The organism is Myxococcales bacterium (genome assembly GCA_022563535.1).
Classification (GTDB): Bacteria; Myxococcota_A; UBA9160; order UBA9160; family UBA4427; genus DUBZ01.
Genome location: JADFNE010000021.1, coordinates 50,635 through 68,890 on the forward strand (window position 1 = coordinate 50,635; position 18,256 = coordinate 68,890).

The following is an 18,256-nucleotide window of genomic DNA, read 5'->3' on the forward strand; positions in this document are numbered from 1 at the left end:
AAAACGGGCTATATTTTTCCACTCTCTTCTGCGACGCTCATGCCGGCCGCCCTTGGGTGGACCTCGACCCAATAGCTTCGAGATCACGAATTAACACTCATGTCGAAGGCGCTCATGACGCAGCTGCAACACGGTGCGGGGCACGCGAGAATCTGGGTCCTCACGGAGGGTCGAGCGGGCGACAATGCCCAGGTCATCGCCCTCGCACGGGCGCTGGAGCTGCCTTTCCGCGTGCTGGCGCTCGAGGGCAACACCGTTCCGCGCATGATCCTCGATCGCATCGAAGACTTCCTCGGCCTCGATCGGAAACCCCTGCGGCTGCCCGCCGACGCACCCGAAGCATGGCCCGACCTCGTGATCGGGATCGCAGGCGGCAGCGTCAGCACAGTGCGTCGCGTTGTCCATGTTTCAGGCGGGGTCACCCACAGCGTTCAGCTCGGGCGACCCGTCGCGTCCCTGCGCTGCTTCGATCTCGTGGTGACCACTCCGCAGTACGGCCTGCCCGAGGCGCCCAATGTGTTGAATGCCACGCTGCCCTTCGGGATTACCACGTCAGATCCCGAGCACACGGCATTCTGGAGCAAGAAACTTTCGAAGATGCCGCGGCCCTGGACGGCCTTGCTCGTCGGCGGGAATAGCGGCTCGTACCGGCTGGGCAACGAGGCTTTCAAACGAATCGTCGAGACCGCGACCCGCGCCGTGTCGCGCGGCGGCTCGATCCTCGCGACGACCAGTCCGCGCACGCCCAGCTTCGTCGCCGACGCCCTTCGGGAAGCGTTGCCCGCGCCAAACTTTGTCCATGCGTACGAGCCCGGCGATCCCTCGAACCCCTATTCGGCGTTCCTCGATCTCGCCGATCACTTCGTGGTGACCGGTGAGAGCGCTTCGATGATTGCCGATGCGGTGAAGACGCGACGCAGCGTAGAGATCGTGACCCTCGACCCCAGGTGGCTCTCGAGACTGCTCGTGGGGCTGCATCGATCGGCGACTCGACTCGCCGGCGGGCTGACGAGAGCCCTCACCCTGCGCGGACTGTGGGTGCCGCCGCGGGATCTCGAGGCGTTTCACGAGCGGCTCTTCACAGTAGAGGCGGCCGGTGGCTGCGACGCCGCCAGCCCCACCGACGATCAACGGGTGCTCGCTCGGGTGCGCGCGCTCATCGAGCCAACCGACGAGCCCGCGGCCAAGCCCTGGCCACGGCCAGTCGTGGGGGCGACCGAGTGAGTGACGCAGGCTGCATGGACCCGGCTGCGCTCGCCACGATCCGCGCGGACGTCGTCGCTGCCGCCGAACCTTATCCCTGGTTCGAGCCACAGCGGTTGATCCGCGAGTCGGTGTATTCGCGCTTGCTCGACGAGTTGCCACAACCGGAGATCTTCAGAAAGATCGTGGGCAGGCGGCGGCGCTACGGACAGGCGAGTCACGACCGCTTCTCCCTCGACTACAAGCCCGGCATCCCACTCTCGCCGCTGTGGCAGGATTTCATCGATGAACTCCATAGCGAGCCCTACATGACGAAGGTCAGGGAACTGCTGAAGCGGGAAGACTTTTTCCTCACCTGTCATTGGCACTACACCCCGACTGGATGTTCTGTTTCGCCGCACTGCGACGCAGCGTGGAAGCTCGGCTCACACATCTTCTACTTCAACGACAAAACAAAGTGGGATCCGAGCTGGGGCGGCGCGACGGTCATTCTCGACGACGGTGGCGCAATTGGCTACACGTCGGCTCCGAAGTTCGAGGACTTCCCCGCTCGCATCGATTGCGAACCGACGGGAAACCGCAGTCTTCTGTTCTTGCGCACCGACCATTCGTGGCACGGCGTCGAGCCACTCCGCTGCCCAGAGGGCGAGATGCGCAAGGTCTTCATCGTCGAGTACCGCAAGGACAGCATACGCGAGCGCTTTCGCGCACGGACCGGTATCTAGTGGTAAATATGACATCTCCAATCGAAGACACAAAGACAGCTACCGCTCGGCAAAAAGCGATTGTCGTCGTGGGGCCCGGGCGCAGCGGGACGAGCGCCCTCACCCGGGCGGTCGCGGCTTTGGGGGTGGATCTCGGCAGCAATCTGAAGCGGGGATCGTCGAAAAACCCGAAGGGCTTCTTTGAGGACCTCGATATTCTCGATTTGAACTACGAGCTTCACGAGGCCTTCGGCCTGCGACGCAACGGCTCGAGCGTGCGGTTGCTTGCGGCCGAAGACTGGGAGCGCGTCGACCTGGCCCCCTTCCGCGAACGACTCGCAAAGATCGTGCGCAATCGTTTCGCCGACGCCGAGTGTTGGGGCTTCAAGTGCGGCGGAGTCATTCGCATGCTGCCCTTCTGGGAAGAGACGCTCGAAGCCCTGCAGCAACAGGTCTACTACGTCATGGCTGTCCGCAACCCGCTCGACGTCGCAGCTTCGCGCCGCAAACTCGACGCTCTGCGTGGCGTGCGCGAGAAGTGCGACGTCGAATGGCTCACCCAGGTGGTGCCCTACTACCGCCGACTTTTCGACCGGCGCTGCGTGGTCGTCGACTTCGACCGCCTGCTGGACGATCCGCAGCGAGAGTTACGACGCATGGCTCGGGTGCTCGAGATCGAGGTGACCGAGGACATCGAACGCGGCATCCGCGAATACGCTGACGAGTTTTTAAACCCCGACTTGCGGCACAGCGCCACGGGCTTCGACGCCTTCGCGAACGATCCGCAGACAAACGCAGCCACCCGGGAGGGCTATCGCTGGCTGCTTCGCTTCGCATCGGATGAGGTCGAGCCCGGAAACGCAGCACACGAGCAGTGGCTGAGTGAGTGGACGGGGATCGAAACGTCGCTCGAAACGATGCGCCCCTTGCTGCGCCATATCGATTCACTCGAAGACGATTTGCGCCAGCGCAACTGGGGAGTGAGCGCTTTCTTACGCGCCCGCCTGTGGAGGGGTCGCGGCTTGGCTGCGCCCGCCGGATGAGGGCTGCGCGCGATCTCGGTCACCGCGCCTGGGATACGACCGCAGCATCCCTGCGCGACTGGGCGGCCGTCAACAAGGCGCGACGACAAGCCAACGCACTCGTGCAATCGGCCGGCGCGAGCGAAGCAGTACTCGTCTATGGCCGCCTCATACGCGAGGTACAACGAGCGCGGGAATCCCTGGGCAGCTACGACCAGATCGCAACATGGCTCGACGACGGAGCATCCCCTCCCGACGATCTCGAATTGCCCACCGAGGCACCGGAAACCCTGCTGCTCTTCGTCGGCTATTCGCGCAGCGGTCATTCGCTGGTGGGCTCATTGATCGACGCACACCCCAACGCAATCATCTCCCACGAACTCCACGCCGCGAAGCATCTGGCCGCGGGGGCATCACTTGCCCGAGTACAGCGCGCCATCGCGCTCAACGCCTATTTTTTTCACCACTTTGGCCGCGGCTATTCGGGCTACAACTACGAAGTGCCCGGGCAAATGCAGGGGCGCGTTCGTCGCCTGCAGATCCTCGGCGACAAGAAGGCGAACGGCACGACGCGGTTGCTGCGCAGCGATCCCCAGTTCCCACAGCGGCTGCGTGAGCATTTGGGCGTACCCGTGCGCTGGATGCACGTGATCCGCAACCCCTTCGACAACATCACGACCAAGGCGCGGCGCACGCGCACCAGTCTGCGCTTTGCGGCCAACGTTTATTTTCGACACGTCGAAGCCGTCGTCGCGCTCAGGCGTACGGAGGGCGAACGTGTGATCGACGTCTACCTCGACGATCTGACGAAAGACCCGCGCGGTGTGCTGGGCTCGCTAGTCGAAACTCTGGGACTTACGGACACTCCCCCGGACTACCTCGATGCATGTGCAGAACGGGTCTTTGCCAAGTCGCGGAAAACCAGCTCCGCCAATGAATGGTCGAGCGATCTGCTGCGGGACGTTCGTGCGCGCATACGCGACTGCGAGTTCCTGGCGCGTTTCGCGGATGAGCCGATAGCAAAATGAGCCCGCTCGCTGAGTCTCAGCAGCGAACGGAACGGCCGCGCTACGGCATCTATTTGAGCGCCCGCAACATGGGCAGCCGGGAACGACTTTTGCTGGCCGTTGCACGGGCTCTGGTCGCGCGCGGAGGCCAGGTGGACATCCTGGCTGCGGGGGCCGAAACGACCCTGCGCGACGCACTCGCCGCCGATCCAATGCCCAATTTGCGACTGATCGATCTGGCTCCGCGCGGATGGCCCGCACCTCACAAGCTGCGCGTTGCACTGACGATTCCTCGCCTCGCGCGCTGGATCGATGAGTGCCGGCCAGCGGTCCTGCTCGGAACCTCGGTGCCCCCCAATCTCGCTTGTATCGCCGCCACGCGTTGGGCGCAGCACAGTCCACAGGTCGTGCTGCGCCAGAGCAACACGCTGCGGATCGACCATCACGCTCGCTACGGCGGACTGCGTCGTCGACCGCGCGATCTTCTCGTGCCGCGGTTCTACTCCCGCGCGCAGGTGATCATCGCAGTGGCAAGTGAAGTCGCAGACAATCTTTCTACGCTGGGAATCGAAACCCCCATCGAGGTCATTCCGAACGCGGTCGAAATTGCCTTCGCGGCGCAACGCGCTCGCGAGGAGCCGGATCACCCATGGCTCGCGGAACGCGACCGACCCACTTTGATTCAAATCGGACGACTCGTGGCAAAAAAGGATCAACTCACGCTGCTCGACGCATTCGCCAAGGTCGTGCGCGATCGGCCAGCTCGGTTGCTGGTCTACGGAGAGGGCCCGATGCGTCGCACCCTCGAACACCGGATCGCAGCGCTCGGTATTGGAGAGCACGTCGCCCTCCCCGGCTTTACGCCGAACCCCTTCGCCGCCATCGCACGAGCCGACCTCTTCGTGCTTTCATCGATTTCCGAGGGCATGCCGAGCGCGCTGATCGAGGCCCTCGCCTGCGGAACCCCAGCGATCAGCACTGATTGCCCAAGTGGCCCCGCCGAAATCCTGCAAGGCGGCAAGATCGGCCGCCTGGTTGAAGTCGGAAACGCCGAGGCATTGGCCCAGGCGATGCTCGATACCCTCGACGCGCCGCCGGAGGCTGACACACTGCGGAGACGGGCGGCGGATTTTGGTTTTGATCAGATTGTGCAGCGGTATGTGGGCGTGTTGGAATAACTGATCGAACTATTCATACCAGGCGAGGACCGATTCCACGCGCTCCTCAGTCAGTCCGCAGAGTTCTTCGAAGCCCTGGTCAGTCAGACCGATCCGCTCGCGCGACGCCGCATGATGCGAGATCTCCTCTTCTGACGTGTCCAGACCGAAACCGATCGCCTTTGCCACCGCGTCGGCCACGCAGACGGTGTCACACAGCAGCCGCTCCTTGGGTTCCACCACTTCCTCGGGATTGTGATGAAAGGCAATCCCTATGGCGATGACCTCGTGTAGCGCCCAACGCTGTGCGATGAGCTGGCCCAGCTCACCGTGATGCACTCCGAGGATCTCGATTTCCGCGCGCCGTTCATCGAGGCCTCCCTTGCCCCGCGATCTTGCGAGGAGGGTGAGCAGCTCCGGCTCCAGATGCGGACTGAGAACCAGCCTACCGATGTCGTGGAGAAGCGCAGCCGTGAACGCCTCGGGGGGATCGTCTCCGTGCACAAGAGACTTGCGAGTTCGGCCGCGAGGGCAGCAGCCACGGAGTGACGCCACAAGCTGCCCGCGGGCGCACCGTAGGCAGGCAGTGGTTGTTTCATGCAGGCCCCGACGGCCGTGCCGACTGTTAGCGAGAGAATGGTGCCAGCCCCTGTTCGCATGGCGGCTCGTTCCACCGTCGTAATCGGCTCAGCGCCGGAGTTGGCAGCAGAGTTGGCGACGCGCAGCAGGCGCGCGGTCAAGGCTGGATCAAGTGAGATTCCGGAGACGACCTGATCGATATCCCAGTCTTCGTCCGAGAAGATCCTTGCGAGTCGCGCAGCGGTCTCCGGCAGCGGCTCGAGTTCGCCCGATTCTCGAATGAGTGCGTCTAGATCGATCATGACCACTACCCCTCTGCCGACACCCGAAAGTTGTCAGCTGGCCTCTGTGTTCTGGCAGGCCGAAGTTTTATTCGACTCCTCGACTTCCAGGAGCGCGACGATCACCGAGGCGCCCTGGAATTCGAAGCCGACACGAGTGACTTCGCGGCTGCCGGGCATGCGCAGGGAATAGTTCTTGCCTTCGACTATGCTCGGCAGGCCAATGCTGGTCGGCTGCGGCATACACGCCTTGAGGTTGCCTCCAATCATGTTCGTGAGCTCGCCGATCGCGTCGGTGATCTCGTCCTCCCCCAGCTCGCCGGGCTCCATCTCGAACATCATGCTGGCGGCCCGTCGCGCGTGGTCTTCACCAATCTGCAAAACCACCCCCCTCAAGAACGCACCCACACCCGCCAACCGAGAATGCCCGCCAGTACCCCGCACAGCAAAGTAGGCGTCCACGCCGCGAGCGCGGGGGATAGCGTGTGGCCGTAGCCGAGGGAGGTTGCGAATCCGGTAACCAGGACGTAGCCCACGCCAATGGCAACGCTCGCTGAAAGGGTTGCGGAAGGACGTGGGAAGGGCGAGCCGCCAACGGCGTAGAGCAACACGACGAGGGGCAACAGGAAGCAGGCCAGCGGCTTGGCGAGCCGGGTCTGGTGCTCGACTTCGAGTTCGGTCGAGTCGAGTTTTTCGGCGCGGGCGTCGTCGATTGCATTGGTGAGCTCGCCCAGGGTCAGGTTGTGGGTGTCGACGTCGGCGACGAACGTCTCGCCGAGCTGGACGTAGGGCGATGCGGAGACTCGAATGGGGATACCGTCGGATCCCAGCTTGATTCGCCGGGGCTCGCTCAACCGCCAGCGACCCCGTCCCACGTGCAGCCCGGAACTCGCGTCGGTGCGCGCCGTGGGGAGGCCGTCCTCGCCGAGGTCGTAGATCGTGATCCCGGTGCGCGCGACGCCGGTTTCGGTCGACAGACTCATCGATTCGACGAGCTTGCTGCCGGTCGAATACCAGACGGGCCGAGGGGATACGTAGTCGGCCGAGCGACCGTAGATCTCTCGGATCTTTACTTCATCCTGCAGCGCGGCCATGCGCGGAGTCACCACGTTGATGAGCACGAAATAGACCGGCACGGCAAGCAACGACAAGAGCATCACGGACGCGAGAGCCTTGGGGGCCTGAATCCCGCAGGCGCGCATGCCGAGCAGTTCACCTTCGGCGGCCAGCAAGCTCACGGTGAGCCCGGTGCCGACGAGCAACGCCATCGGTGCCGCGTTTGCCAAGAGCATCCAGCTGCGCGCCCAGTAGAAGCGGAGGATTTCGAGCGGGGTCGCGCTGTGCTGGGCGAACCAGTCGATGCGACCCACGAAGTCGATCAGCAAGTAGGCAACGAAGATCACGCCGAAACTCAGCGCCGCGGTCTCCGCATAACGCAGGCCGACATAGCGGTGTAATGCAAAACGGCGCGTCCGCGACGGACCCGTCTGGGTGCGGGTTTTTCGCCGGGGCGTGCGCGAGCGCTCGGGCTGTCCGTTGCTGCGCACGACGCCGCGTCGGAATAGCGCCAGTGCAACGGCCAGCAATACAAAGTTGGGCAACCAGGCGCCCAGGGTCGGCATGCCGAGCGCCTCGACCACACCTTCGCCCACTTGCGCGACTGCGTAATAGGCCAGGGTTGCGAGCAGACCCACGACGCCACCACTCGAGCGCGAGTGACTGCGGCGCGTCATGAACAGCGGCACCGCCAGAAAACCGAAGAGTCCGGTAGAAACCGGGACTGCGAAACGACGATGCATTTCGAGCAAGTAGGGTTTAGCGTCGGATGCGCTGCGGGCGGCGGCCTCTGTCTGAAGCTCGCCCAGGGAGAGAGCTTGAATGGGATCGTCGGCCGCTTTGCGTTCGAGCGGTGCGGATTCACCTGGGAGTTCGGCCCGCATCGAATCAAAGCTGATGCGACGGGGCGAGTTCTTCCCGGCGTAGAGGATCGCGCCCTCGCGCAGCACCAGATGCGCGGGCTGGCCCTCGAGTTCGACGATCTCGGCACGGCGCGCAAAAACCGTCTCGTCGAGTTCCTCCGTCCAGAGGAGTACCTGTTCCAGATGTTTGCGATCGGCCGAGACAGAACGCGCGTAGATCTGCCAGCTACCGAAGCGCGTAAGTTTCTGCGCCTGGATGCGAGCCCAGGGTTGCTCGACCGCCACGCGCTCCCAAGTCTCCTGCTGGCCGCGGTGGGACCAGGGCACGAGAGTCGTCTGCAACCACAGCGCCGGCAGCGTGAGCAAAGCCGCCAGGAGAAACGCCGGCCCCGACAATCGATGGGTCGGTATGCCGCACGAGTCGAGGGCGAGGATCTCCTGATCGGCGCCCAGGCGACCGAGGGCGATGAGCAGGCCGACCAAGGTCGAAAACGGAATCATCGTGGCGAGCATCGGGATCGCCTTGAAACCGGCGATGATTGCGATGTCCGCGCTCTCGACGCCGCGGCTCGCTAGCGGCATCAGTCGCACCAGGTCGTTCGCGAGCACGACGAGGGTCAGACCGAAGAGTGCGAAGCAAATGGGGACAATCGCTTCCCGAATGAAATACGCGTACAGCTTCCGGCCGGGCCGGCCCCTGCGGATCACTGCCGTGGTCTGCCCAGTTCCGCGATCGTTCTCGCCGTCACCCATTGCAGGTTGGACAGAGGCCGTGGGCTGCGAGTTCCGCAAAAATCGCGACACGGGCGCAACGGACCCTGGCGACGACGATGCTCACCGCGAGATCATCTGGCGCGCAAGTCTCAGCCGGCATGCGCCTCCTCGGCCTCGCCCGATTCGAGTTCGGCTCGGCCGTCGCGAATGCGATACACGCGATCGGCGATGCGTTTGAGCGCGGGTTGATGAGAAATTGCAATCACCGTCACCGAGCCGCGCAACCCCTCGATCGTGTCCCAAAGCAGGCGTTCGCTCTCGGGGTCGAGCGAAGCTGTGGCCTCGTCCAGAATCAACAGCTTTGGCCGCGAAGCGAGTGCGCGCGCAATGCCGATCCGCGTACGCTGCCCCCCTGAGAGCAAGGCGCCCCGCTCACCGACCAGGAGGTCGAGACCCCCGCGTTGCTCGCTGATCTCATCCCAGACCCCAGCGGCTTTCAATGCGGCGATCACGTCTTCGTCCGAGATGTTCGTGTCGCCCATCGTCACATTGGCGCGAATCGTGTCGTTGAACAGCAGAACTTCCTGAGGCACAGCGCCGATCGACGAGCGCCAGGCCGCGAGATCGATTTCGTCCAGCGGTTCCCCGTCGATCAATACACTCCCCGCCGAGGGCTGGATCAGGCCGGCAATCAGATCGATGATCGTCGTTTTTCCGCTGCCAGAGGACCCGACCAGCGCGGTAATCTCTCCGGCCGAAAACTCCAGATCGACATTGTCGAGCACCTGCTTCTCATGGTAGGCGAAGCTCAAACCACGGATCTCGATCGCGCGCTCGAATGTGGGCGCGCGCCCCCCGTGCAACTCTTCGGCCGCCGCCTTAGTCGCTTCGGTCAGTTTGACGATCGCCTCGAGGAAAGGCTGGGCCGTAGCCGTGCGCTGGTAACACGCCTGGACCTTTTGCGCTTTCGAGAGCCCGCGCGCCAGGGCCAGCAGCATGACCGACACTTCCGAAAACTCGAGCATGCCGGAGTTCCGCGCGTAGACGAGGCAGACCAGCAGGAGCACGAAGGTAAGCGGCTCCTGGAGACCTTTGAGGCTTTCATGGGCGAGCACCTCCTTTCGCATCGCCCGCTTGAGGCGCTGGGTATCGGCCTCGAGCAGCGGGCCGACCAAATGTTCTCGACGCATCATCTTCAACAACTTCACGTTCGGAACGACGTCTGAGAACCGCGAGAGCAGATCGTTGATCACCTTCGATTGCTTGCGTCCCGCCTTGCCCGCCATCCGCACCAGGAAGTGCAGGATGGCGATTGTCATTGCGCCTCCGACCAGGCTGAGCAGCGCAATCTTCCAGGAGATGACGAGCGCCACGCATACGCCGACAATGGAGAGGAAAACACTCTGGGTCGCGAGCGCGAAATCTCGAAAGGCGTTGGCGGTACGCGTAGCCTCAACCGAGAGTGCCGTGCTGAGCCGGCCGAGCGAATACTCCTGGAAGTAGCTCCAGCGCGCGCGGAACAGCGCACTCAATAGTTCTAGCCGCAGCCGGGTCGAAATCCGCGCGACGGCGTTGCCCACGTGGCGCCAGGCAAGGATTACGAGCCCAGCCTTGACCCAGATGAGAATACCGATGACGAGTGCGAGGCTCCAAAGCTCGAAGGGTAGACCGATCGAATTGAGGGCAGCGCTCACTCGGTCGATGGCTTCCGACCCAGACCCCACAGTGACTTGATCCTCCTGCATCGCAAGTGCGAGCAAGGGCACGGCGGTCGCGAGTCCGAGCCCTTCCGCAGCCGCGGAGAGGATCAGATAGCCGACGGTGAGGGCTGTCTCTTTCGGATACTGGCTCGGGAAGTAGCGGAATGGCTGCATCTGCTACCTCGGTTACCTCGGGCGAAGGGGGGGACGACGGAACGTCGCACGGTACCTCGCGAATTGCAAGATCCGGCCTGCCGAGACTGCGGGCTAGGAATCGCTTTGCTCACGCCCGCGGGACTGGACGCCGGCGCGTCGACTCGAAATCACTTCGGCCGATACGGCTTTGGCGGATTCGATCCCCGCCTTGCGTTCGTACGCCAGGGCTTCTGGGAGCGACATGCCGGCACCCTCGTCGATCAGCTTCTTGTATCCGACGAGCACCTGCGGAACACAGGATGCCATGTCGCTTGCCAACGACTGCGCGGCCGACAAAAGTTCATCGGGTTTCACCACTCGGTTGACCAGGCCCCACTCGTAAGCGAGTTCTGGACCTATGGTGTTGCCCGTAAAACTGATTTCCTTGGCCCGGGCCATCCCGATCAGCCTGGGGAGTTTCTGGCTCAGGCCCCAGCCCGGCAGCATGCCGACTCGCGCGTGGGTATCGGCGAACTTTGCCCGCTCTGAGGCCAGGATCAGATCACAGGCCAGCGCGAGTTCGAAGCCACCTGTGATCGCATGACCGTTGACCGCCGCGATGATCGGCCCCTCGAAGCTCGCAATGCCCTTTACCATTTCAGCCTGACCCACAACACTGGTGTCGTGCCCGGAGGCATCGGGGCCCCCGGCCGAGAGTTCAGTCAGATCCATCCCCGCGCAGAACGCGCGACCCGCGCCGGTCAAGACGATTGCGCGAATATCCCCGTCGTCCTGCAGTTCGCGAAAGGCGTTCCCGATGGCGAGACGCAGGGCTGCCGAGAGAGCGTTCATCTGATCCGGTCGATTCAGGGTTACGGTGGCCACCGGCCCATCTCGCTTGATCAGCAGTACCGAATCTGTCATCTCGCTTCGCTCCTCCGCAACGGGTGCGAACTAAAAAGCCGCCTTCCAACCCTTCTCTTCGAAGGCTTGTCGACTGCAGTGCTTTGACTTCGGAACATAGGGGGCAATCGCATCGTCGACCTCTCCGGTTTCGACTGCCGCCTTCAACTGAACCAGCGATTCGACCCGGCGCACTAGCAAGCGAAATGTCAACTGTCCATCGAGATAGCTACCCCAATCGAGCCAGCAGACGCCGTTTTCCACCGTGGCGTTACGCGGTCGATCTTCTTTCGACGAAACCACGATCGTGTAATAGCCGTGCTCATCGACGGGCACGTCGGTGTCGATGACCGCGTCCTCGCAAACTCCAGCCCAGAAGTTGTAGGTCGTCACCGTGAAGCCGCGAATATCCTTACCCGCGGTGTAGACGGGCTCGCGCGGCGTGTCGGGTGCGCTGAGCTTCTTGCCGCGGGTTACATGCACCCGTCCGAGTCGCTGGGTATAGGGCGTAACGAGATAGAGAATGTCGGCGCTCGCCAGAATGTCGTAGGGGAGTCCCCAATTGCTCTTGGTGCTGTACTCCTCCGGCCAGCACAGCCCGCGATGATCGGGAATGGGAAGCGGTGCGAATCGGGTGGTGTCCACTGGAGGGACCGAACCTTCGGGGTGGGGATCGGCCGCTTCGTAGTGAAGCGTCTGAAGACCCCTGGCGTCGTAGACCGTCACCGAAGGCAACCACACTCCGGCATTGTTCGGCGGCATGGCGCCGAGTTCGGAACCGGTGGTGCGATAGATACAAAAGACCGCCGGGTTGCGGCCGCCCTTTACCTTGACTCCCACGTAGCTCGTGTTCTTTTCGGGCTCTTCGGGTGTTTCGGTAAAGACCAACTGGGCGGTGAAGCACCGCTCCATTCCCTCCGGCACTTCTTCGCGGAATGGATTCACGCTGCCCTCGTCGGGGTCGAGATCGACGTCCAATAGCGTGGATAGATTATTGGTGTCGAAGTCGGACGGGTGAAACGCGAAGTAGCGCGAGTGCGGATACTCCCCCTTGAACACCACCTTGCCACCCTCGGGCACTGGAATGAACCCGGGCGGGGCGCCGTCCCCATGCCAGAAGCGATTACTGAAGTAGTTTGAAGCCGAGGTATCGATCAGGTAGGGGAAGCGGTTGTTCGTCTCCGGAGTCGAGACCCCGGGCCAGCCCGGACAACACGGCTCGCCGATCGTTCGTCCCACCTGGTATTCGGGCGCGCCGAGTCGAATGCCGCAGTTTTCGGCAATGTAGTCGGAGATGCGACCTTCCACGCCGGCGAGTTCGGGATCCGTCAAACGCGGGAAGATCCCGAGCACAGCGGATCCAGTCGTGTCCCGCGCGTCGGCCATCAAGCGGTGTAGAAACTCGAGATCGTCTCTGATCTCGTCCGGGGCCACTTCGAGGAGTTGCCGTACCACGTCGGCGTGACCGACGAACTCGTTGAATTCTGATTTCACCGAAAGCTCACCGGCGATCAACTTGCGCAGGGTCTGCTCGAACCGTGCGTGATTACTCATGGGGTCTCCGGGATTGCTGGTTCGCTGATCGGTCGGGGCGGCATGCGATCGTAGCCGAAGGCCTCGAACGCGAACCCCCAGTTTTCATTGACGGTGTTCACGATCTCGGGAGGAAAATCGAAGCGGTTCTTTTCATAGCTGCCCAGGCTCTCGAGGTAGCGCTCGAACAGCGGGCGCACGACTTCGAAATCGCCGAGTTCGAGGGTCTTGTAGATTTTTTCGAGCTCGGACACCGGGCGCACGTCGAGATCTTCGTAACGAATCTCGACCAGATGTCCGGGCGGAATCAGGTTTCGCTGTTCGAGGTAGCTCTGCATTTGCACCCGGTAGGCGTGAACGATCCAGGCGTCGATGTCCTCCCACTCGAACTCCTGCAACACCGAGCCCGGCAACATCTTGCGGTACATGTTCCGCATCGATTGATAGACCGGGTAGGGATTGCGCACGATGTTCACGAACCGAGCGTCCGGGAACATCTCGAGCAAGACCCTGATGCGAGCGGTATTGGGCGGCGTCTTGAGCGCCAGCCGCTTGCCTCCCGAGAGAATCGTGGCCTTCTTCAAGACTTCCATGTATCCGCGACGCCAACCTTCGAAGGCCTGCTGATCCTCTCCCAGGTTCGAGACATAACGATCGTAGAGTTCCGGGATCGCCCTGGGAAAGTTCATCACGTGAAGCGGGGCGTGATCCGTGCAGTTGATCATCGCCATCTCTTCTTCCTGCGGCCCGTCGAGGGAAATTGCGACGTTGTCCATGGGTCGCCTGGTTGGAAGCCGGCTTGCGAACAGACCCGGCAACCAGTTTCTCCCCATCAGCGCGATCGGATGCACGACCGATTGATAGGTACTCACCACCCCAAATTGGGGGTCCTGATGGAAAAGGTTGTGCAGATGCGTGGTGCCGCTGCGCCCGAATCCCAACAAAAAAACCGGATCCCCGTAGAGTTGGGTTTCGCGGATGCGACGTCGGTAGCGAAGTTGCTCGTACCAGCGAAGCGGCTCGAGCAGGCAGCTGAAGAGCAGCCAGTTTCGCGCGCGCTTCTTGTACCGGTCGTCGACTTTGTGTTGTTCGAGCAACCGGCGCACGCTCGCAAGGGGCAGGAACTGCGACATCGATGCCATGGAAGTCCTCTGTACGAACGGTCGAACGCCAAGCCAATTTGCGGACGCCCGACCCTATTCGGGAAGTTCGGGATTCCAGGCCACACCATTGATATGGCCCCCGCCATCGACGTGGATCGTATTGCCGGTGACGTAGCGCGAATCGTCGCTGGCCAGGAACACTGCAACCGGGCCGATCTCTAATTCACTGTCTCCCACATGCGGGATCGGATTGGCGAGTTCAATCCTGCGCGCGGCGGCGGGATCAAACTTCTTGAAGCCCTCCCAGGCGGGCGTCGCCGCGAACGGGCACAGCACGTTGGCCGTGATGCCATGCTGCCCCCACTCGACCGCTGCCGTGCGGGTGAGTGCGCGAACGCCTTCCTTCGATCCGTTGTACATCGCCGCATAACGGTGGGCATTGATCCCGCTGAGCGAACACATGGTGATGATGCGTCCCCAGGCATTGGCCTTCATGTGGGGGAAAACGCTCTGCATGGCCCAAAAACAGGCGAAGTAATTGACGTCCATGTGTTCGTGCATGGCTTCGTCGGTCATCGATTCGAGGCGGCTGCCGCCCTCCGTGAGAGTCGCGTTGTTGACCAGGATGTCGACGCGTCCGTAGGCTTCGACAGTCGCGGCGACCATCGCGATGACACTGTCTTTCTGGGAAACGTCGGTTTTTACGTAGAGCGCACGAGCGCCCTGGGCGGAAAAATCGCGCTCGATTGCCGAGGCCGCGGCCTCGCCCTTTTCTGGCGAGCGGTTGGCGAGCACGACCTTTGCGCCCTCGGCGGCGAAGGCCCGGGCGACACCCAGGCCAATCCCCTGCCCTGCGCCGGTCACAATCGCCACGCGATCTCGCAACCTCTGCGTATGTTCCATCGACTCCCCGTCTCGCTGCTCGAGGGTCAATTCTATACAGTTGTAAAGTGACCCTCCATTGATAAAATCAGAAAAATCGAGCGAATTTCATCTTTTCAGGGGCATCTCGAGAGAGAGGTGAGCCAGCGTGATGGAAGCTGAAGCAACGGAAACAGAAGCGGGATCAGCCGCCGCTACCGGCGCTGTGGGGCACTCCGTTTCGATTCGCCAGCGTCAGCGCCAGCAGACCCGGGCCGCAATCCTGAAAGTCGCCCTGGCGGAAATTGCAGAATGGGGACTCTCCGGCGTTCGCATCGAACAGATCGCGCGCAAGAGTGGTGTGACCCGTCCCACTGTCTATGCACACTTTCCGACCCGCGAGGATTTCCTGCGCGAGTTGCAGACCCAGAGCGAGAGCAGCGCGCTCGCGGCCCTCCGTAAACGTCTCGACCGCAACCCCGGTAGCACCCTGCTCCACACCCTGTCCGATGCATTGTTCGACATTCTCGCGGACACCAATGCCAATCTTCGCCGGGAATCCTTCGCCCTGATGCTGCGTGAACCACGCCCAGAACAGTGGATGGGCAACGACCTTTTCTCCTATCTGTCGGAGCGCATAGGCGAAGCGCAGGAACGGGGCGAAATCTCGAGGCGGGCAACCCCCGACGAGATGACCCGGATCGTGATGACCGCCCTGTTTGGCTTCATTGTGATCGAGGGAAACGCGTCGCAAACGCGCCGAGATGACGCGCACAAGATGCTCGATCTTCTGATCGGAAACCACGAGGACTAGACAGCCATGGGCGAACGGTTGAAGGACAAGGTCGCGATCGTGACCGGAGCGGGACAAGGGGTGGGACGTGGCATCGCGAGGGCTTTTGCCGTGGAAGGCGCGAAATGTGTCATCGCAGATTTCAACGAAGAGACCGGTCGCCAAGTCGTCAAGGAACTCGAAGAACTCGGCCGAGATGCGATCTTCGTCGCCTGCGATGTCACCAAACGCGAAAGTGTCGACGCGGCGGTGCTCCGCGCAATCGATCACTTTGGCAGTCTCGACATTCTCGTCAACAACGCCCAGCGCGCGCCCTACAAGCCAACTCCGATCCTCGAGCACACGGACGAAATTGTCGATCTGTGTTTCGATACGGGCTTTCGCGGGACGCTCTACTTCATGCAGGCCGCCTACCCTCACCTCAAAAAGAGCGGGGGGAGGATCATCAACATCGGCTCTGCCTCGGGGCTCGAAGGCCGCGCGGGCCTGGCCGCCTACGGAGCCGCCAAGGAGGCCATTCGCGCCCTCAGCAAGACGGCGGCGCACGAGTGGGGACGTGACGGCATCAACGTGAACATCATCTGTCCCCTGGCGAATTCACCCGGCGTGGCCGCGATGATCGAGCACAACCCTGATTTCGAAACGCAGGTCACTGCCGGCCAACCGATCGGTCGCATCGGCGATTGCGAGAACGACATCGGACCCGTGGCGGTATTTCTGGCCAGCGACGACTCCCGCTACGTGACCGGGCACACCATCCCGGCAGACGGCGGCGCGTACATGATCCGCTAGCCGGCCCCGATGTAACCAATCACGTGGTCGGATTTAACCACTCACAACAAGACGCCACCGCTTCAAGCGGGCAGCGTTGTCTTGCCGATTGTGGGTGCCTGTTAGAAAGGGCCAAATTGCCCGCACTTTAGATCGCCAAGTAGCTCGGTATTCCTTATTACTTGAACACAGACCGTGTAGACCTCATTGACGTTTTGAGAGGTGGTGTCTTGGTCCCAATCCACGACCGTTTGAGCCACGGAACCGTTCGTAGAAAAGACATTCGTATCGACAACATCGATTACGTCGTCGCCGTGACGTTCAAAGCCTCCATTGATGCCGGTAATTTCAATATCCAGAGCATATGCCGGGTCCGTCAACCACGAATCCGCAACCTCTATCAGGAGCTGATCGACAAGAAGTGTCGGGGTGAAATTGATCGCCAGGGGTTCTCCCAGAAACTCTTCCCCGGGTGGGGGGTTAGTGTCAATGGAACCGGTGTAAATCGCCGTGCCTTGTGCACTGAGCGGCGTTCCATAGATGCTGGTGGCCGATACCGTGGCAGTGTTTTCAACGGTTTCGGCAATGGCCAAAATCTCATCCATTTCTGAATCGCAGGCGATGGAGAGAATAGTAAAATCAAGCCGCGAATTTGAAGAAATTGCCGATAACGGGGGTAGATTCAACAGGTCAACGCAACATACTCGCCTCAAGCACTTGAAAGTTGGAGGAGGCGAAAATGGCTCGAACGGGGCGTCGTGGTTTTTCGGATTTTGAGCAAGCGGAGATTTGGCGAGGTTGGAAGAGCGGGAGAACGCTCAGGAGTATCGGCCGCTCACTGGGTTGGTCGGACATGCACGTGCGGAACCTCGTGTCAGCAAGCGGAGGGTTCGCTCCACCGCCACGCCGCCGCTCGAGTCGGGTGCTATCACGCTCAGAGCGCGAGGAGATCTCTCGTGGCATCGCAGCAGGCGATTCCATGCGAACCATTGCGGCTGCCCTCGAGCGGGCTCCGTCTACCGTAAGTCGAGAGATTGCGCGCCACGGCGGCAGAGACGCGTATCGGGCAGATGCAGCGGACAGTTCCGCTTGGGCTTTCGCGCGTCGTCCCAAGCGCTGTCGGCTCGGGGCGCATGGCCGCCTTCGCGGCATCGTGACGAGGAAGTTGCGGCTGTGGTGGTCGCCGGAGCAGATATCAGGATGGTTGAAGGAGGAGTATCCTGATGTCGACGATATGCAAATTTCTCACGAAACGATCTATCGAAGCCTATTCATCCAAGCCCGAGGTGTGCTCAAGAAGGAGCTCCGAGAGCACTTACGAACGAGGAGGACGATACGGCGATCCCGACACGCCACGTTGCGCAAGCAATCGCGTGGTCGCATCGTCGATGCCATCTCGATTAGCGAGCGCCCAGCTGAGATCGAAGATCGGGCGGTTCCAGGGCATTGGGAGGGGGATCTGATCGCGGGCACGAAGCAGTCCTATGTCGCAACCCTTGTCGAGCGACATTCACGCTTCGTGATGCTGGTCAAGGTGGAGGGCAAGAGTTCCCCGGCCGTGGTGAAGGCTCTGATCAAACAGGTCCGACATCTTCCAAGGGAGTTGATGAAGTCCCTCACATGGGACCGAGAGCTAGAGATGGCTCGTCACAAGGAGTTCACGATTGCCACCAATGTTGAGGTCTACTTCTGTGATCCCCGAAGTCCGTGGCAACGCGGGACAAACGAAAACACCAACCGACTGCTTCGGCAGTATCTGCCAAAGCAGTCGGACCTTGCAGAGCATTCACAGGCAAAACTCAACAAGATCGCCCGTCAGCTCAACCAACGGCCGCGGAAGACCTTGGAGTTTAAATGCCCTGCAGACAAGC

General features: G+C 61.9%; 17 protein-coding genes. 8 read left to right on the top strand and 9 right to left on the bottom strand.

Going from position 1 to position 18,256, the window contains the following annotated elements:
• Positions 1-99: 99 nt before the first annotated feature.
• Genes IH881_08895 through IH881_08915 form a run of 5 tightly spaced genes read left to right on the top strand, consistent with a single transcriptional unit; the run spans position 100 to position 5,114 of the window.
• Complete coding sequence (locus tag IH881_08895; GenBank protein ID MCH7867805.1) at positions 100-1,224, top strand: mitochondrial fission ELM1 family protein; 1,125 nt, start codon at positions 100-102, stop codon at positions 1,222-1,224.
• Entirely contained in the window at positions 1,221-1,928 is a 708-nt protein-coding gene (locus IH881_08900) for a 2OG-Fe(II) oxygenase (GenBank protein MCH7867806.1), read from the top strand. Before IH881_08895 ends, IH881_08900 begins: the two co-directional genes overlap by 4 nt.
• Before the next feature lie 8 nt (positions 1,929-1,936).
• Positions 1,937-2,950, top strand: a complete 1,014-nt coding sequence (locus tag IH881_08905) for a sulfotransferase (GenBank protein MCH7867807.1) — start codon at positions 1,937-1,939, stop codon at positions 2,948-2,950.
• Positions 2,947-3,957: a hypothetical protein gene (locus IH881_08910; protein ID MCH7867808.1), complete on the top strand. Its 1,011-nt coding sequence runs from the start codon at positions 2,947-2,949 to the stop codon at positions 3,955-3,957. The genes IH881_08905 and IH881_08910 overlap by 4 nt, the downstream gene beginning before the upstream one ends.
• Positions 3,954-5,114: a glycosyltransferase gene (locus IH881_08915; protein ID MCH7867809.1), complete on the top strand. Its 1,161-nt coding sequence runs from the start codon at positions 3,954-3,956 to the stop codon at positions 5,112-5,114. The genes IH881_08910 and IH881_08915 overlap by 4 nt, the downstream gene beginning before the upstream one ends.
• Before the next feature lie 251 nt (positions 5,115-5,365).
• Here the strand turns inward: IH881_08915 and IH881_08920 are convergent, their stop codons facing one another.
• The 8 genes from IH881_08920 to IH881_08955 all read right to left on the bottom strand — a co-directional run bounded on the left by IH881_08920 (position 5,366) and on the right by IH881_08955 (position 14,863).
• The gene (locus tag IH881_08920) at positions 5,366-5,974 is read right to left on the bottom strand and encodes an HDOD domain-containing protein (GenBank protein ID MCH7867810.1); all 609 of its coding nucleotides are present in this window, start codon (positions 5,972-5,974) and stop codon (positions 5,366-5,368) included.
• Positions 5,975-6,007: 33 nt separating this feature from the next.
• Positions 6,008-6,334, bottom strand: a complete 327-nt coding sequence (locus IH881_08925) for a chemotaxis protein CheX (protein MCH7867811.1) — start codon at positions 6,332-6,334, stop codon at positions 6,008-6,010.
• Between the two features lie 11 nt (positions 6,335-6,345).
• Positions 6,346-8,625 carry an LptF/LptG family permease gene (locus IH881_08930; GenBank protein MCH7867812.1) on the bottom strand — a complete coding sequence of 760 codons (2,280 nt, stop codon included), beginning with the start codon at positions 8,623-8,625 and terminating at the stop codon, positions 6,346-6,348.
• A 110-nt stretch (positions 8,626-8,735) separates the two neighbouring features.
• Positions 8,736-10,460 carry an ABC transporter ATP-binding protein gene (locus IH881_08935; GenBank protein ID MCH7867813.1) on the bottom strand — a complete coding sequence of 575 codons (1,725 nt, stop codon included), beginning with the start codon at positions 10,458-10,460 and terminating at the stop codon, positions 8,736-8,738.
• A 93-nt stretch (positions 10,461-10,553) separates the two neighbouring features.
• Positions 10,554-11,345 (bottom strand): enoyl-CoA hydratase, encoded by a 792-nt coding sequence (locus IH881_08940; GenBank protein MCH7867814.1) that lies wholly within the window; start codon positions 11,343-11,345, stop codon positions 10,554-10,556.
• 30 nt (positions 11,346-11,375) lie between these two features.
• Positions 11,376-12,878, bottom strand: a complete 1,503-nt coding sequence (locus IH881_08945; GenBank protein MCH7867815.1) for a hypothetical protein — start codon at positions 12,876-12,878, stop codon at positions 11,376-11,378.
• Positions 12,875-13,999, bottom strand: a complete 1,125-nt coding sequence (locus tag IH881_08950; GenBank protein ID MCH7867816.1) for a sulfotransferase — start codon at positions 13,997-13,999, stop codon at positions 12,875-12,877. The genes IH881_08945 and IH881_08950 overlap by 4 nt, the downstream gene beginning before the upstream one ends.
• 54 nt (positions 14,000-14,053) lie before the next feature.
• Entirely contained in the window at positions 14,054-14,863 is an 810-nt protein-coding gene (locus tag IH881_08955; protein MCH7867817.1) for an SDR family oxidoreductase, read from the bottom strand.
• 130 nt (positions 14,864-14,993) lie between these two features.
• Between IH881_08955 and IH881_08960 the strand changes: the two genes are divergently transcribed.
• The gene (locus IH881_08960; GenBank protein ID MCH7867818.1) at positions 14,994-15,635 is read left to right on the top strand and encodes a TetR/AcrR family transcriptional regulator; all 642 of its coding nucleotides are present in this window, start codon (positions 14,994-14,996) and stop codon (positions 15,633-15,635) included.
• Between the two features lie 6 nt (positions 15,636-15,641).
• The gene (locus tag IH881_08965) at positions 15,642-16,406 is read left to right on the top strand and encodes an SDR family oxidoreductase (protein MCH7867819.1); all 765 of its coding nucleotides are present in this window, start codon (positions 15,642-15,644) and stop codon (positions 16,404-16,406) included.
• A 101-nt stretch (positions 16,407-16,507) separates the two neighbouring features.
• Here the strand turns inward: IH881_08965 and IH881_08970 are convergent, their stop codons facing one another.
• Entirely contained in the window at positions 16,508-16,990 is a 483-nt protein-coding gene (locus IH881_08970; GenBank protein MCH7867820.1) for a hypothetical protein, read from the bottom strand.
• A 134-nt stretch (positions 16,991-17,124) separates the two neighbouring features.
• Here IH881_08970 and IH881_08975 point away from each other — a divergent pair.
• A partial coding sequence (locus tag IH881_08975) for an IS30 family transposase (GenBank protein MCH7867821.1) occupies positions 17,125-18,256 on the top strand: 1,132 nt, incomplete at its 3' end.